Origin of the sequence: Lactococcus nasutitermitis (assembly GCF_018403765.1) — a bacterium.
In the GTDB taxonomy this organism is placed as follows: domain Bacteria; phylum Bacillota; class Bacilli; order Lactobacillales; family Streptococcaceae; genus Lactococcus; species Lactococcus nasutitermitis.
In genome coordinates this window covers 122,314-138,937 of the sequence record NZ_BOVQ01000003.1, presented here as the reverse complement: position 1 = coordinate 138,937, position 16,624 = coordinate 122,314, and the positions used below count along the sequence as shown (strand labels likewise).

The 16,624-nt window shown below is 37.2% G+C and carries 10 protein-coding genes; all 10 read left to right on the top strand.

The window, feature by feature from the left end; genetic code table 11:
• Window positions 1-119 precede the first annotated feature (119 nt).
• On the top strand, window positions 120-2,519 hold the full coding sequence (locus tag KJS36_RS03370; RefSeq protein WP_213534331.1) for a glycogen/starch/alpha-glucan phosphorylase: 2,400 nt from the start codon (window positions 120-122) through the stop codon (window positions 2,517-2,519).
• Between the two features lie 205 nt (window positions 2,520-2,724).
• Entirely contained in the window at window positions 2,725-4,527 is a 1,803-nt protein-coding gene (locus KJS36_RS03365) for a glycoside hydrolase family 13 protein (RefSeq protein WP_213534329.1), read from the top strand.
• 164 nt (window positions 4,528-4,691) lie between these two features.
• Window positions 4,692-6,185, top strand: a complete 1,494-nt coding sequence (locus KJS36_RS03360) for a peptide MFS transporter (RefSeq protein ID WP_213534327.1) — start codon at window positions 4,692-4,694, stop codon at window positions 6,183-6,185.
• Between the two features lie 334 nt (window positions 6,186-6,519).
• Window positions 6,520-8,007, top strand: coding sequence for a cytochrome ubiquinol oxidase subunit I (locus KJS36_RS03355; RefSeq protein ID WP_213534710.1), 1,488 nt, complete (start codon window positions 6,520-6,522; stop codon window positions 8,005-8,007).
• An 8-nt stretch (window positions 8,008-8,015) separates the two neighbouring features.
• A complete protein-coding gene (cydB, locus tag KJS36_RS03350; RefSeq protein ID WP_213534708.1) occupies window positions 8,016-9,011 on the top strand; it encodes a cytochrome d ubiquinol oxidase subunit II in 996 nt (331 codons plus the stop codon).
• Window positions 9,012-9,163: 152 nt separating this feature from the next.
• The gene (gene cydD / locus KJS36_RS03345) at window positions 9,164-10,873 is read left to right on the top strand and encodes a thiol reductant ABC exporter subunit CydD (protein WP_213534325.1); all 1,710 of its coding nucleotides are present in this window, start codon (window positions 9,164-9,166) and stop codon (window positions 10,871-10,873) included.
• On the top strand, window positions 10,870-12,588 hold the full coding sequence (cydC, locus tag KJS36_RS03340) for a thiol reductant ABC exporter subunit CydC (RefSeq protein ID WP_213534322.1): 1,719 nt from the start codon (window positions 10,870-10,872) through the stop codon (window positions 12,586-12,588). The genes cydD and cydC overlap by 4 nt, the downstream gene beginning before the upstream one ends.
• A gap of 153 nt (window positions 12,589-12,741) precedes the next feature.
• Window positions 12,742-13,590, top strand: a complete 849-nt coding sequence (locus KJS36_RS03335; protein WP_213534320.1) for an aldo/keto reductase — start codon at window positions 12,742-12,744, stop codon at window positions 13,588-13,590.
• 279 nt (window positions 13,591-13,869) lie between these two features.
• Window positions 13,870-14,790: a MarR family winged helix-turn-helix transcriptional regulator gene (locus KJS36_RS03330; protein WP_213534318.1), complete on the top strand. Its 921-nt coding sequence runs from the start codon at window positions 13,870-13,872 to the stop codon at window positions 14,788-14,790.
• A gap of 56 nt (window positions 14,791-14,846) precedes the next feature.
• The gene (locus KJS36_RS03325) at window positions 14,847-16,619 is read left to right on the top strand and encodes an ABC transporter ATP-binding protein (protein WP_213534706.1); all 1,773 of its coding nucleotides are present in this window, start codon (window positions 14,847-14,849) and stop codon (window positions 16,617-16,619) included.
• Window positions 16,620-16,624: the final 5 nt, after the last annotated feature.

Sequence of the window (16,624 nt, the reverse complement as noted above, 5' to 3'; positions counted from 1 at the left end):
ATGATGCTCGTATTAAACGAGATATATAAAATACTCTCTCTATTGTTTTTTATTCCATTTTCTAAAAGAAAATTAAACAAAAAGTGAGTAACAAGTCAAATAAAAAAACGAGGTATTTCTTGAAATTATCAAAAAAACAATTTAAGCAGGATTTTGAACAACGGCTGATAACTAAATTTGCAACAGATGTGACAAAAGCAGGACCACAAGAAAAATTTGCGGCACTCGCTTCAGTTGTAAAAAATTATTATTCAAAAATCTGGCAAGCAGACAATGAATACAAAGACGAATCAAAGAAAAAACAAACTTATTATTTTTCTATTGAGTTTTTGCCGGGCAAGATGTTAAAGAGCAATTTGCTTAATCTTGGTATTTTACCAACAGTACGTGAAGGTCTTGAAGATTTAGGTGTTGACCTTGATGAGATTGCGATTATCGAACCAGATATGGCTATCGGAAATGGTGGTTTGGGACGTTTGGCAAGCTGTTTCATGGACTCACTCGCTTCAACAGGACTTCCAGCAAACGGAAATGGTATTCGTTACCGTTATGGATTATTCAAACAGAAGATTGTGGACGGCTATCAAGTAGAATTGCCAGATTCATGGTTAGACAATGGGAATCCTTGGGAAGTTCGTCGCTCAGATAAAGCGATTGAAGTGCGTTTTGGTGGCGAAGTCTGGCTTGAAGATGATGGCAAAGGAAATTTAATACCACAGTATAAAAATCAAGAACGTGTACTTGCTGTCCCTTATGACACACCAATGGTTGGTTATGAAAATACAACAGTCAACAATATGTGCCTATGGCGCTCAGAAGTTCCAAAAGATTTGGATTTGCAATTCCAAAATTTGGAATATATGCGCCAAACAGCGATGTTGTCATCAGAACTCTATCCTGATGATTCCAATTATGATGGACGTTTACTTCGCTTGAAACAAGAATATTTCTTTGTTTCTGCTGGTTTGCAACGTATTATGCGCCATTATCATTCAACAATCAAAGCACCAATCAATCAAATTGCTGAATATATTGCGGTTCACATCAATGATACTCACCCTGCGTTGTGTGTGCCTGAATTTATGCGTTTGTTGGTCGATGAATACAATGTGCCTTGGGACCGTGCTTGGGATTTGACTGTAAAAGTTATGTCTTACACTAACCATACCATCCTTTCAGAAGCCCTTGAAAAGTGGCCTGAAGATATGGTAAAAACATTGTTGCCACGTATTTATCAAATTATTGTTGAGCTTGACCGGCGTCGTACAGCAGAATTATTGCCAAAAGTTGGTGCAACACTTGTTCATAACACACGTATTATCAAAGATGGACAAATCCATATGGCAAACCTATCAATTATCGGCTCACATTCAACAAATGGTGTAGCAAAATTGCACTCAGATTTGTTGAAAGATGTAGAGTTGCATGATTTCTACGAGATTTATCCTGAACGTTTTAACAATAAAACAAATGGGATTGCTGATCGTCGCTGGAGTCAAATTGCCAACGAACGCTTGTCAACAGTGATTGATGAGACGATTGGTAAAACTTGGCGTCATAATCTCAATGATTTGAAACTCTTAGAAGCTTATAAAAATGATACTGAAACTTTGGAACGTTTAGATGCTGCGAAGTTTGATGATAAACAACGTTTGGCTGAGTTGATTAAGGAACGCAATGGTATCACTGTTAATCCTGAAGCGATTTTTGATGTGCAAGTGAAACGTCTGCACGCTTACAAACGTCAGCTTTTGAATGTCTTGCATATTTTGAAATTGTACTTTGACATTAAAGATAATCCTGAATTGGATATGGTACCACGTGTCTTCATCTTTGGTGCGAAAGCAGCACCAGGTTATCACTATGCGAAATCAATTATCAAAGCAATCAATGAGATTGCTGGTATGATTAACAATGACCCTGAAGTGAAAGACCGCATTAAAGTGGTCTTCATGGAAAATTACAATGTTTCTTTAGCCGAAGTGATTATTCCTGCAGCAAATGTTGGGGAACAGATTTCATTGGCCTCAAAAGAAGCTTCTGGAACATCAAACATGAAATTTATGTTAAATGGTGCATTGACGATGGGAACACTTGATGGTGCGAACATTGAAATTTTCGATGCTGTCGGCGCTGGGAATTACTTCAAATTTGGTCTAACAAAAGATGAAGTTTATGCTTATTATAAAAATAATAATTACAATGCGCGGGATATTTACGAACAAAATCCAGTCATTCATCGTATTTTAGATGCTTTTATTGATGGCACTATCCCAAATATTTCAATGGAGGGTCCTGAAATCTTCGATAGTTTGACAACTTACAACGATGAATATTTTGTTCTGCGTGATTTCAAAGACTATGTACGTGCTCAAAAATCTTTGGAAACACTCTATCGTGATAAAACGGCATGGACAAAAGCAACATTGATGAATATTGCAAATTCTGGACGTTTCAGTTCAGACCGTACTGTTCGTGAATATGCTGAGGATATCTGGTATATCAAGCCAAAACAGTAAACCAATCAAAAAAAGGGGAATAGTAAGCAATTACTTTCTCTTTTTGAACTTTTGACAGTTCTGTCAAAAAGAAATAAGCTCAAAATATTTTTGACAGACTTGTCAAAAAATTTGTGCGAGCAGTTTTGTCATGAACAGAAGAAATTGTACTGTTCATGATAAATCAATTCTCACAAATAGAGAGAAAAATGAAATGAGATGGTAAATGTATTATTTTAATTCTTGGAATAAAGAACTCAAACAACCATTTGGGGCAATCAAAGTCGGCGAAATAATGAAAGTAAATTTCAAAACAGACCGTCCTGATGTTTCTATCAAATTTATCATTCGTCGTGATTTTGGGCAGCGCCATGAATTTGATATGCAAAAAATCAGTGATGAACTGTTTAGCGCATCCGTAAAATTCGATGTCGGACACGGACTTTATTTTTATTATTTTGAAATTACAGAAACATCTGACTGGGGAAATGTTCAGCATTTTTATGGTTGTAGTGGACTTGGTGGAGAAGGTGTTTTGTATGTTGCAGAGCAAGATGTCACGCCTTATCAAGTGACCGTTTTTGATAGTGAAGACCCAGCACCAGATTGGTATCGTGAGTCCGTGTTTTATCAGATTTTTCCTGACCGTTTTCACAATGGTAATGCTGACGAGAAAATCAATGCGCCAAAGCCAAATTCATTTATTTATGGCAACAAAAAAGACGAACCTTTTTATGTCAAAGATGAAAATGGAAATATTGCACGTTGGGATTTTTTCGGTGGTAATTTGCAAGGAATTATCGACAAGATTCCCTATCTCAAAAATTTGGGAATAAATGCTATTTATCTCAATCCAATTTTTAGCGCAACCAGTAATCATCGTTATGACACTAACGATTATCTACAAATAGATAGTATGTTGGGCAGCGAAGAAGATTTCAAACAGTTGATTGATATGCTTCATGAAAATGAAATGCACATCATACTTGACGGAGTTTTCAGCCACGTTGGAAAAGAATCGCGCTATTTCAATATTTCTGGAAAATATGGAGATGAAGTCGGTGCGGCAAAAAATCCAGATAGTCCTTATTTTGACTGGTTCAAATTTGAAAATTATCCTTTTGATTATAAATCATGGTGGGGAATTAAAGACCTTCCAGAGATTGATAAAGACAATGAATCATTCAGAGATTTTATTTATGCAAAAGACAATTCCGTTCTTACAAAATGGAATAAATTCAATATTGATGGTTGGCGTTTAGATGTAGCAGATGAATTGCCAGATACATTTATTCGCGGTATCAGAGAAAATCTCAATGATTATCCAGATAAAGTGCTTATTGGAGAAGTCTGGGAAGATGCGTCTAACAAGATTTCTTACGGACAACGTCGAGATTATATCTTAGGAAATAGCCTACATGGTGCGATGAATTATCCTTTTCGTGATATGATTATCAACTATCTCAACGGCAATAGAAGCGCTCATGATACTGCTTATAACCTCATGACACTTTCGGAAAATTATCCCAAAGATATTTTCTATAATAATCTCAATAATCTCGGAACTCATGATACAGAGCGTATTCTCACAATGGTAGGAGAAGAAAATAACGCACTTGCAGTGGGTATGATGTTCACTTTACCGGGTATTCCTTGTATTTATTATGGAGATGAAGCAGGATTGACTGGCGGAAAAGACCCAAACAATCGGAAATATATGCCTTGGGACACTATTCAGGAAGCAAAGCATCAACTCTATAAAGATTGGACTTCAAAACGTCTTTCAGAAAATACACTCAAACATGGCGAATTTTCAACTTTTTTCACAGAAAATGTTCTAGGAATTTTGCGTTATACAGATGATGAAATCTTTTTATATCTCATCAATCCAAGTGAAGAAGATATAAGCATTGATTTTGAAACAATCACTTTCCTTCAAGAATTTAATTTTATGGCAGATTTAAAGGAAAAACTCAATCACATTGATATTTCACGGAAATCCTCAGTGGATATAAGTTTCAAATTATAAGCATAATCACTATATAAAGATATTTTAGTATGAATGAAAATTCATACTTTTTTCTTAAAAAATAGACGATTTGAAATATTACATTATTTTCATAATAGAAATATATAAAATCAAAAATTAACAACAATTTGACAAGCTGTATATAAAATTTTATAATATACCTTATGAATAACTTAAACAAAAACGAAAAAACATTTTTGGGGCAACCTCGTGGTTTGCTCACGCTTTTTCAAACAGAATTTTGGGAACGATTTTCTTATTATGGAATGCGTGCCATTCTGGTCTATTATCTCTATGCTTTAACAACTGGTCATAACGCTGGCTTAGGGCTTCCAAGAGCACAAGCAATGGCGATTGTAAGTATATACGGTGCTTTAGTTTATCTTTCAACAATCGTTGGTGGATGGATTGCTGACCGTTTACTTGGCGCTTCAAATACAATCTTTATTGGCGGTATTTTAATTACTTTAGGGCATATTGCTTTAGCAACACCTTTTGGATTGACATCACTTTTCATAGCATTATTTTTGATTATTTTAGGAACAGGAATGCTCAAACCAAATATTTCAAATATGGTTGGACATCTTTATTCAAAAGAAGACCCACGACGCGATACAGGATTTAATATTTTCGTTGTTGGTATCAATATGGGTTCATTGATTGCTCCACTTATCGTAGGGACTGTGGGACAAGGCGTGAATTATCATCTTGGTTTCTCATTAGCAGCGATTGGGATGATTGTAGCGCTCTTCGCTTATTGGTATGGACGTATTCGCCATTTCCCAGAAATTGGACGCAAACCATCTAATCCAATGAGTCAAAAATCAAAACAACATTTTCTTATCGGTTTGATAATTGTTGTTATTGTTGCATTTGTAGGATTTTTCATACTTCATCAAGCCAGTCCTAAAAATTTCATCAATAATTTTATTAATGTTTTATCTATTATTGGTATTGTTGTTCCAATTATCTACTTTGTAATGATGTTTACTTCTAAAAAAGTAGAGACAGATGAACGTCGTAAATTAACAGCCTATATTCCATTATTCTTATCTGCTATTGTTTTCTGGGCGATTGAAGAACAAAGTTCAACAATTATTGCTGTTTGGGGAGAATCACGAACAAACTTAAATCCAACATGGTTCGGATTGAGTTTGCATATTGACCCCTCTTGGTATCAGTTATTAAATCCACTCTTTATTGTTCTTTTGTCACCTATTTTTGTTCGACTTTGGAATAAATTAGGAGAACGCCAACCTTCAACCATCGTGAAATTTGGTTTAGGACTTGTTCTTACAGGAATTTCTTATCTTATTATGACTTTGCCAGGATTGTTGAATGGAACTGCTGGGCGTGCCAGTGCGCTTTGGCTTGTATTAATGTTTGCGGTACAAATGTCTGGTGAACTTCTTGTCTCTCCAGTTGGTTTGTCTGTTTCGACAAAACTTGCACCAATGGCATTTCAATCACAAATGATGGCAATGTGGTTCTTGGCAGATTCAACATCACAAGTTATCAATGCACAGCTTGCTCCAGTATTTAAACCTTCAACAGAAGTAAGCTTCTTTGCTATCGTAGGATTTGTTGGTATTTTAGTCGGAATTATTTTGTTCCTAATCAAAAAACCTATTTTGAAATTAATGGGCGATGTTCGCTAAACTTAGTAATAGAAAGATGAAAAAAGATTTTCCAAATTGGAAAGTCTTTTTTATTTGTAAAGTGTAATAAAAAAATGTCTAAAGTTTTTGACAGCTTAATCTCTTTTCTATCCGCTTACAGAGTGGTAAAATAAGTATGGATAGTTTTGTAGAATTATTAAAAATTTTTAATAATTCTAAATCTAAAACAAACAATAAATATTTCAATTAGTAAGGTCTGAAGGCTAAGTAGTACGCTCTTATTTTTAGAACTTAACCATTATTTTGAGTGGTCATCGGATAAAAAGAAATATTTTAATATCTCATAGGAGGTTTTATGTTTCCGTTAGCAAGTATATTTACAATAGTAAATCTCGCACGCTTTCAGTTTGGAATGACAACCGTCTTTCACTTTTTCTTCGTTCCACTTTCTGTCGGAATGGTTTTCATGGTTTTCCTCATGGAAGCAATATATGTGAAAACAAACGATGAAAAATGGAAAGCACGAACAAAATTCTTTGGCTCGATTATGCTATTGAGCTTTGCAGTTGGTGTCGTTACAGGTATCATTCAAGAATTTCAATTCGGAATGAACTGGTCAGATTATAGTCGCTTTGTCGGAGATATCTTTGGCGCACCACTTGCTGTTGAAGCACTTCTCGCATTCTTCATGGAATCTACCTTCCTTGGAGTTTGGCTCTTTGGTTGGGATCGGATAGGTAAGAAGTTGCATTTGGCGGTTATCTTTTTAACTTGGTTTGGTTCTACTTTATCAGCTCTTTGGATTCTTGCTGCCAACAGTTGGATGCAAAATCCAGTAGGTTATAAAGTCCATGGTGGACGCGCAACGTTGCAAAATTTTGGTGCTTTATTAACAAATAGACAAACAATCCTGGAATTTTCTCACGTTGTGACAGCTTTCTTCATGGTTGGTGGTTTTGTTGTCGCAGGTATCGCTGCTTTCCAACTCTTGAAGAAACGTGATGTGGATATTTTCAAGCCAGTTGTTCGTTTAGGATTGATTGTTGCTTTGATTGGTTCTTTAGGTAATTTCCTTGCAGGTGACCAATCCATGCTTTTTGTTCAACAAACTCAACCAATGAAATTTGCAGCAGCTGAAGGAATTACAGATACAAATGGAATGAAAAAAGGTGAATCAGCGCCTTGGAGCTTGGTTGCTTTCTTCGATGAAGCAAGTCACAAAGAAGTTTTCGGTGTTCAAGTCCCTTATATGTTATCCATTTTGACTTTCCATCAACCTACAAATAAAACACCTCTTAAAGATATTGATCAACTCAATACTTATTATGAAAATCATTTCACGGAAGCTTTCCCAGAAGCTAATCCAGCTGCAGTAAAAAATATTAAGAATTTCGTACCACCTATGAATGCTCTGTTCTATACATTCCGTGTCATGGCTGGTTTGTCAATGCTTAGCATACTGGCAGCTGTTTTAGGACTCTTTTGGACACGAAAGAAAAAGCCAAGCCTTTTAGAGACAAAATGGAAATTGCGTGTTTATGGTTGGCTGATGTATGTGCCGTTTCTTGCAATTACTTGTGGTTGGTTGGTCACTGAGCTTGGACGTTATCCGTGGACAGTTTATGGCTTGTTCACAGTTCAAGAATCTGTTTCACCTAACGTTTCGGTTGCGTCACTTTTATTCTCAAATATCATTTATTTCCTACTCTTTTGTTTGATGGGAGCTGTGATGATCGTTTACAGTGTACATGTGATGCGTCAACCAGCGCAAGAAGCAGAAACGTCTTATGCTTCTCTGGACCCATTTAGCAAAGACGCTTTTGATAAAGAACTTCCAAAAGAAAGTGCAGGTGAAGCATAATGGCTGGTATAAGTGGATTACAATTATTTTGGTTTATCATCATTGGTGTATTGTTTAGCGGTTATTTCTTCTTAGAAGGATTTGACTATGGTGTCGGGATTTCAAGTCTCTTTGTAGCAAAGGATGAACGTGAAATTGACCAGAGTATCGCAGCCATTGGACCTTTTTGGGATGGAAATGAAGTTTGGCTTTTAACTGCTGGTGGTGCTATGTTTGCAAGCTTTCCTTATTGGTATGCCTCACTCTTTAGCGGTTATTATCTTGTGCTGTTTCTGATTTTGGTTGGTTTGATTATTCGTGGTGTTTCTTTTGAATTTCGTCATCGTGCCGTTAATGAAAAACAGAAAAAAATCTGGACAAAAGCTTTAGGAGTCAGTTCTCTGTGTGTACCTTTCTTACTTGGGTTGATGTTTACAAGTTTTATTCAAGGAATGCCTATGGATGCACAGGGAAATATCTCAGCTAATTTCTTCAACTATGTCAATCTTTTGTCGGTTGTTGGTGGTGTTGCGGTGACGCTTTTGTGCTGGTTGCACGGTCTTAACTATATTCAACTGAAAGTTGAAGGTCCTTTGCGTAGTCGTGCCAATCAGTTTGAAAAAGTACTTTATCCGATTCTTTATGCAGGTGAAGTTGTCTTTGCTATCTTGCTTTTGATTTTTACAGATTTCTTGCATAAGCACGCAGTTGGAACTTTGTTACTCTTGCTTGTGATTGTTGCTTTATCTGTTTTAGCACATCTTGCTGTGATTAAGAAAAAAGAATTGTTAGCATTTATTAGTTCTGGATTGACATTTATTGCTTTGGTTGCCTTGCTTTTCCAAGGAATTTTCCCACGTGTAATGATTGCGACAAATTCAGCACATGATATTTTGATAAAGAATGCTTCTTCAACACATTATACATTAACTGTGATGTCGATTGTGGCACTCTGTATCCTACCTTTTGTTCTTGTCTATATCAGTTGGACTTACTTTATCTTTAGAAAACGTATTGCAAAATAATCGAAGAATAAGCAAATCATGTGAGAATGCTCTCACATGATTTATTATTCAAAACAAAGTTTAGAAATTTAAGCTGGTATTTTTGTATAATGGAAAGTAATGACTTTTTATAATAGAATAAAGTAAGAGAAAAATGTGAAAAGAGGAAGAAAATGATTGATAAGGCTCTTTTTGCCTTGCCAGGAGTACGAAAAGTTTTTCCTATTTTGGCTGGGCTTGCTATTTTGCAAGCAGTTGTCATTTTGGGACAGGCACTTTTCTTATCTGGTGCAATTACACAACTTTGGCAGGGACAAGGATTTAAAGCTACTCTACCATTGATTTTAGGATTTTTTATTTGTTTTTTGGCACGTGAGGGTGTGAGTTTTATACGTCAGAAGTTTTTAGATGGATTGGCTTATAAGCTCTCTATGAATTTGCGTGAAGAACTTTTAGATAAAATATTCAAACTTGGACCAACTTTGGCGGCAGATATGGGTTCAGGTTCATTGACAGCAACCACTATTGCTGGGATTGAACAAGTGGAAAGTTATATTAAGTTAGTACTTTCCAAAGTTTTAAATATGATGATTGTTCCTGTTCTTTTACTGGTTGCAATCATTGTTTTGGATTGGGAAAGTTCGATTGTGTTGGTTGTCGCTTTTCCTTTTGCGATTATATTTATGATTTTGTTGGGTTATGCGGCGCAAGGACGGGCAAGTCGGCAGTATCGAAGTTATATGTTGCTTTCCAATCACTTTTTGGATTCGCTTCGTGGCATCTCTACTTTGAAATACTTTGGCTTGTCAAAAAGTTATGCTAATTCTATTTATCGGACTTCTGAGCGTTTTCGTAAAGCAACGATGAGTACTTTGCGAATGGCGATGTTGTCCACTTTTGCCTTGGACTTTTTTGCAACATTGTCGGTGGCAACAGTTGCTTTGTTTCTTGGTTTGAAGTTAATGGATGGACACATTTTGCTTTTTCCTGCTTTGGCTGTTTTGATTTTAGCACCTGAGTATTTCTTGCCTTTACGTGAATTTGCCAGTGATTATCATGCAACTTTGAATGGAAAAAATGCTTTGAAATCAGTCAATGATATTTTATCAGCTGATGAACAGGTGCAAGAAAATTTGGAAAATTCAGTTCAATGGATGCAGAGTTCAACATTGACTTTGCAAAATGTGACGAAGATTTATGAGACAGGACGCGGTGTGCAAGATGTGACGGCTGAGATTTCTGGTTTTCAAAAAGTTGCGATTGTCGGGGCTTCTGGTTCAGGAAAATCAACACTTTTGTCTATGTTATCTGGCTTCTTGATGCCAACTGCTGGAGAATTTCAAATCAATGTTGATAAAAAATTCTCATCATTGACTGATGAAAATTGGCGAAAATCTTTGTCATTTATTCCACAAAATACTTATATTTTTGCTGGAACTCTGCGGGAAAATCTGGCATTTTATGCGCCAGAAGCGACGGATGATGAAATTTTGCAAGCAGCAGATTTGGCGGGATTGTCAGAATTAGTGAATACAATCGGCTTGTCGTCCAAGATTGGTGCATCTGGCAGAACGCTGTCAGGTGGGCAAATGCAACGTGTAGCGCTGGCGCGGGCTTTCTTGTCTAACACACGGAATATTTTGCTGTTGGATGAGCCGACGGCTCATTTGGATATTGAAACAGAGTTGGAAATTAAGGAAAATATTTTACCCTTGTTGGAAAATAAGTTAGTATTTCTGGCTACTCATCGTTTGCACTGGTTGCCACAAATGGATGTGGTAATTGTGCTGAATGAAGGAAAAGTTGAAGGGATTGGTTCGCATGAGCAGTTGTTGGCGGAAAATTCTTATTATCAGCAATTAATCAAGGAGATGCGTGGATGAAAATTAGAGAAGTTTTATTCAAAAATAATTGGATTACGCCATTTTTGAAAAAATATTTTAGAGGTTTGGTTTTTGCAATTTTCTTGGGAACGTTGACGATGCTCTGTGCAGGTTTGCTGATGTTTTCGGCTGGATATGTTATTTCAAAATCAGCGACAAAACCTGAGAATATCTTGATGATTTATGTTCCTGTGCTTTTTATTCGTATTTTTGGGATTAGTCGTCCGACTTTGCGCTATATTGAACGCTTGACATCGCATAATTGGATTTTGAAGATTACGAGTGAACTGCGTAAAAAACTTTATTTGCGTTTGGAAAAAAATGCGGTCGCACTGTCTGAGCGAATTAAACTTGGGGATTTACTGGGTATTTTGAATGAAGATATTGGAAATTTGCAAGATTTGTATTTGCGGACTATTTTCCCTGTACTGATTGCAGGTGCTTTATCAGTTGCTTTGGTAATTACTGCAGGTGTCTTTTCACTTACTTTTGCTTTGGGCTTAGCATTTTTCTTGGCTGTATTGGTGATTGTTGTGCCTTTTGTTTCTTATAAAGTTTCTGTGCGTTCTGATGAGAGATTGAAGAAGTATCGTAATCAACTTTTTTCAGATTTGACTGATGATATTTTGGGCTTGCAGGATTGGATTTTATCTGGGAGAAAGGGAGATTTCTTGAAATCTTACCGTCAAGCTGAGGAAAATACGCGCGGGGAGCAAAAGCATTTATTTAGTGTGGCGCGCAAACGTGGCTTGGTTTTACAGCTTATTTTTGCTTTGTTGGTTGTGTTCTTGATTTTCTGGTCATCAAGTGCTTTGAAAACTGGAGATGCGCCGAATTATATTGCGGCTGTTGTGTTGATGATTTTTCCTTTATTTGATGCTTATTCTCCGTTATCTGATGCGATTGTTGAGACGCAACGTTACGGGGATTCTGTTGAGCGTTTGAATGAATTACCTGAGGGAAATGATGAACTGCGAACAGAGAAAATTGTTTCTGACAATCTTGTCATAAAAAATTTAACATTCGGATTTTCTGACAAAACTGTTATTTTTGATAAATTTAATTTGTCAGTAAAAGCTGGGGAACATTTGGCTATTCTTGGACGTTCTGGTGTTGGTAAATCAACACTTGCCAGCCTTGTCAGAGGAGATTTGCAGCCTTTAGGTGGGACGATTAAATTTGGCGATGTGGAAGTACAAAAAGCGAACAATGTTGAACATAAAATTGGTGTTATCAGCCAAAGTCCGTATATTTTCAATACAAGTGTACGTTCTAATGTAACTCTGGGAAATCTGGAAGCGACAGATGAGGAAATCTGGTCAGCACTTGAATTGGTTGGATTGAAGACGATGATTGAAAGTTTGCCAAATCAGCTTGATGAATGGGTGGATGAAGCAGGACTTCGTTTTTCTGGTGGTGAACGTCAACGACTGGCTCTTGCGCGGATTTTATTGTCTGATGTGCAGACGGTTATTTTGGATGAGCCGACAGTATCGCTCGACCCGATTACGGAAAATCAGCTCCTCAAACTTTTCTTTGAGCGACTGAATGACAAGACAATTCTTTTCATCACACATCATTTATTGGGAATTTCACGGATGGATAGAGTTGTTTTTCTGGAAAATGGTGCTGTCAAAATTGATGGAAGTCCGTCAGAACTTCTTGACAACAATCCAGACTTTAAACGTCTCTATCAACTTGACCAAGGCTTATAAAATATTTTTGACAGTTCTGTCAAAAATATTTTTTTGTCAAAAATTAACTGACAGAACTGTCAAAAAATAAAAAGCAGAAATTACAAGAAATTAAAGCAAATTTTGCAAGAAAATTTTTCTGTCAAAATGCTATCATGAAAAAAAGGAGTTCAGATGACAAAAAATGATGGTAAAAATTTAACACGACTTAATAATGGAAGTGAAATGCCGATGCTCGGTTTTGGTGCAGTACTTGAAACGGACGTTGTGGATTTTAATGAAACCTACACCCATGCTTGGCAGGCAGGATATCGTCTGTACGATACAGCTTCGAGTTACGGTAATCAGATTGCTCTGGGAAAATGGCTAAAAAGTTTGGACTGTAAACGTGAAGATTACTGGCTCACAAGTAAGGTTGCGCAGTACGAACAAGGTTATAAAGAGACATTATCTGCCTTTGAAAAAACACTCAAAGAATTACAAACGGATTATCTTGACCTTTATCTTATTCATTGGCCGAAAGAAAAAACATTCTTTGAAACTTGGAAAGCGCTCGAACATCTCTATGATGAAGGGCTGGTGCGTGCTATCGGCGTTTCTAACTTTGAGGCAAATCATCTGGACAGACTGCTCACAAAAGCAAAAATTGTTCCAGCTGTTGACCAGTTGGAAACACATCCTTATTTTTCAAATCATGTCACTCATGCTTATCTGAAAAAATTGGGCATTCAGCACCAAGCTTGGAGTCCGCTGGGACATAAAGGAGCAGAACTTAATGACCCAACTCTTGAAAAATTAGCTCAGAAATACAATAAAACAATTGCGCAGATTATCTTACGTTGGCAGTATCAAAATGGAGTTGCAACAATTCCAAAATCAACAAATGCGCAGCGACAGCGAGAAAACATTGATATATTTGATTGGCAACTCACAGCAGCTGATATAGAAAGTATTGATTTACTTCAAAAAGGCGAGCGAGTGATGGGCGCACCAGATGCGAATTATTCTGAAGATAAATGGTAAAAACGTCGAATTTCGGCGTTTTTTCATACTTTTGACTGATTTTACAAAAAATAGTTAGTTTTTTATTGACAAAACTAATTAAATGTTTTATAATTTATTTTGTTAGTTGATAACGAATAAAAACTAACTAAATTAAACAAGAAAAACGAAAGGAAAGTAGATATGATTAATAAAATAAAAAAACTAGTCACGCTTTTCTCAAAAATCCTGCATCACCCAAATGAAATGTTCTATCATCTCATTTTTGCAGATAATATTTTAAAATAAAAGGAGTCTATTATGTCAGAACAAACAAACAATCTTTTACATCTCTTTTCAAAATTACTCCGCAATCCCAACGTGATGCTTGCCATGCGTGCCGATGCAATCAATCAACAAATGAGAAATCGTAATGCCAGAAATGGCGCACAAGGTCTGCTCGTTGAACTTTGGGAAAAAGACGGATTAACGAACGCAGAAATCGCAGAACTTCTTGACATCAAGCCATCAAGTGTCACAGCACAAGTTAAAAATCTTGAAGAATCAGGACTTGTCGAACGGATTGCTGATGAAAATGACAAACGTGTCAACCGTGTCTTTTTGACAGAAAAAGGACGAGAAGCACAGAAAACGCGGAGTCAACTTCATGATGATATGAGTGAAACAATTTTTGACAGCCTCACAGAAGAAGAACAAAAACAACTCGCAGAACTTTTGACAAAACTGTCAAAAGCAAATGAAGTTAGCAACAACGAAGATTTACTCAAAAAATTCTTCGGAGATGATAATATCTGGAAATTGATGAATGCACATGACCAGCATATTTTCGGCAATCAATTTCGCCGTGAAATGCAAGATTATCGTCGTGAGATGAATCGTATGGGGCAACAGATGAAACGTGGCGCAAATGCAGCACGTCGTGGTGCGCGTGATGAAATGCCATTTGGCGAAGACTGGAAAACACTCATGGGAAATCTCAAAGACAGTTTCAAGGCAAACTTCAAAGATGGCACAGACAATCAAAACTTTGATGAACATTGGAATAACTTCATGAACAACTTCCGTGATTCAAGAAATGATTCCAGAGGATTTGGAGGCGGACGTCGTGGCGCTTATTTCAACCAAAAACGAGATGATTTCAAATCACAACCATTTTTTAACAATGACGACCCTTCAAGTAAAAACGACAAAACAGAAAAAGACAACTGGGACGAATTTTAAGTCCTAAAAAAACAAGATTAAACAAATAAAAGGAGGACAGTTTCGTGGAACGTCCAATGGAAACACGTGCTGCTGTCACACGTGATAAAAACGGTAAAGCAATCAAACAAAAAATATCAACAAAAGGCTTCATCAAACTCATTCGCACATCAAAACCAAAATACTCGCTCTTTGTAGGTGGCTTGATACTTGGAATTGCAGGTTCACTTATTCAGCTTCAAGTACCAAAGATGATACAGCCACTTATCAATGGATTTTCTAAAGGTGTGGATTATAAGCAAATTGCGCTAATTGTCGGACTTTTCCTCGGTTCAGCCTTGCTTGGAGCTGCAGGCGCCTCTGTCCTCGGATTTTTCGGTGAAAATGTTGTCAAACGTCTGCGTAGCACTGTTTGGAATAAACTCGTTCATCTCAAAGTCAGTTATTTTGATGAAGTAAAAACAGGAGAAATCGGCTCACATCTGGTCAACGATACCACACAAGTTAAAAATCTCCTTGCAAATACAGTCCCTCAGTCACTATCTAGCCTGATTTTACTTATTGGCTCTATCTACATGATGATTCGTATGAACTGGCATATGACCCTTGTCATGGTTATCGCAGTACCAGTTGTCGCTCTTGTTATGGGACCTATCATGATGTTTGGTTCAAAGATTGGTCACAAGAAACAAGATGCACTCGCAGATTTCTCAGGACTTTCCAATGAAGTTTTGGGCGAAATTCGCTTGATTAAGTCATCAAATGCGGAAAAACAAGCCACAGCTTCCGCTGAAAATGATATTGAAAGTCTTTACAAAGTCGGACGTAGAGAAGCCATATTTGACGGCTCTATGCAGCCTATCATGATGTTCTTGATGATGGGAATGATTTTTGGAATACTTGCTTACGGTATTCATCTTGTAGCGACAGGCGCAATGTTGATTGGTGCTCTGATGAGCTTTCTCATGTATCTTATGAACTTGATTGGCGCTGTCCCAACTCTTGCCAGTCTTTTCACAGAACTTTCCAAAGCTTCAGGTGCAACTGCGCGACTCAATGATTTACTCAAAGAAGACCAAGAAGTACTGCATCAAGGTGCAGCAGTAGATGTTGAAGGCAAGACACTCAAAGCAGAACATATCAACTTTAGTTACGATGAGGGGGAGCCTATCCTAACAAATGTGTCATTTGAAGCAAAACCAAACTCAATCATTGCCTTTGCTGGACCTTCTGGAGGTGGAAAATCAACAGTTTTCAGCCTCCTAGAGCGTTTTTACAGTCCAACGGCTGGACAAGTGACGATTGATGGACAAGATATAGCTGATATCTCACTTGATAGTTGGCGTTCTCAACTTGGATTTGTCAGTCAAGACAGTGCTATCATGGCAGGAACTATCCGAGATAATCTTACCTATGGACTTGAAGGAGAATTTAGTGATGATGAACTCTGGCACGTCTTAGACCTCGCTTTTGCCCGCAACTTTGTAGAAAATATGCCAGACAAACTCAATACTCAAGTTGGTGAACGAGGTGTGAAAATCTCAGCTGGACAACGTCAACGGATAGCGATTGCGCGTGCTTTCCTCCGCAATCCAAAAATCCTCATGCTGGACGAAGCAACAGCCAGCCTTGACTCAGAGTCAGAAGCAATGGTACAAAAAGCACTTGATAGTCTGATGAAAGGACGCACAACCCTCGTCATTGCTCATAGACTTTCAACGATTGTTGATGCAGACAAGATATACTTTATTGAGCATGGCGAAGTGACAGGAGCAGGAAAACATACAGAACTTGTCGCAACACACCCACTTTATGCAAAATATGTCGCCGAACAAGTTGTAACAAACTAAAAAAA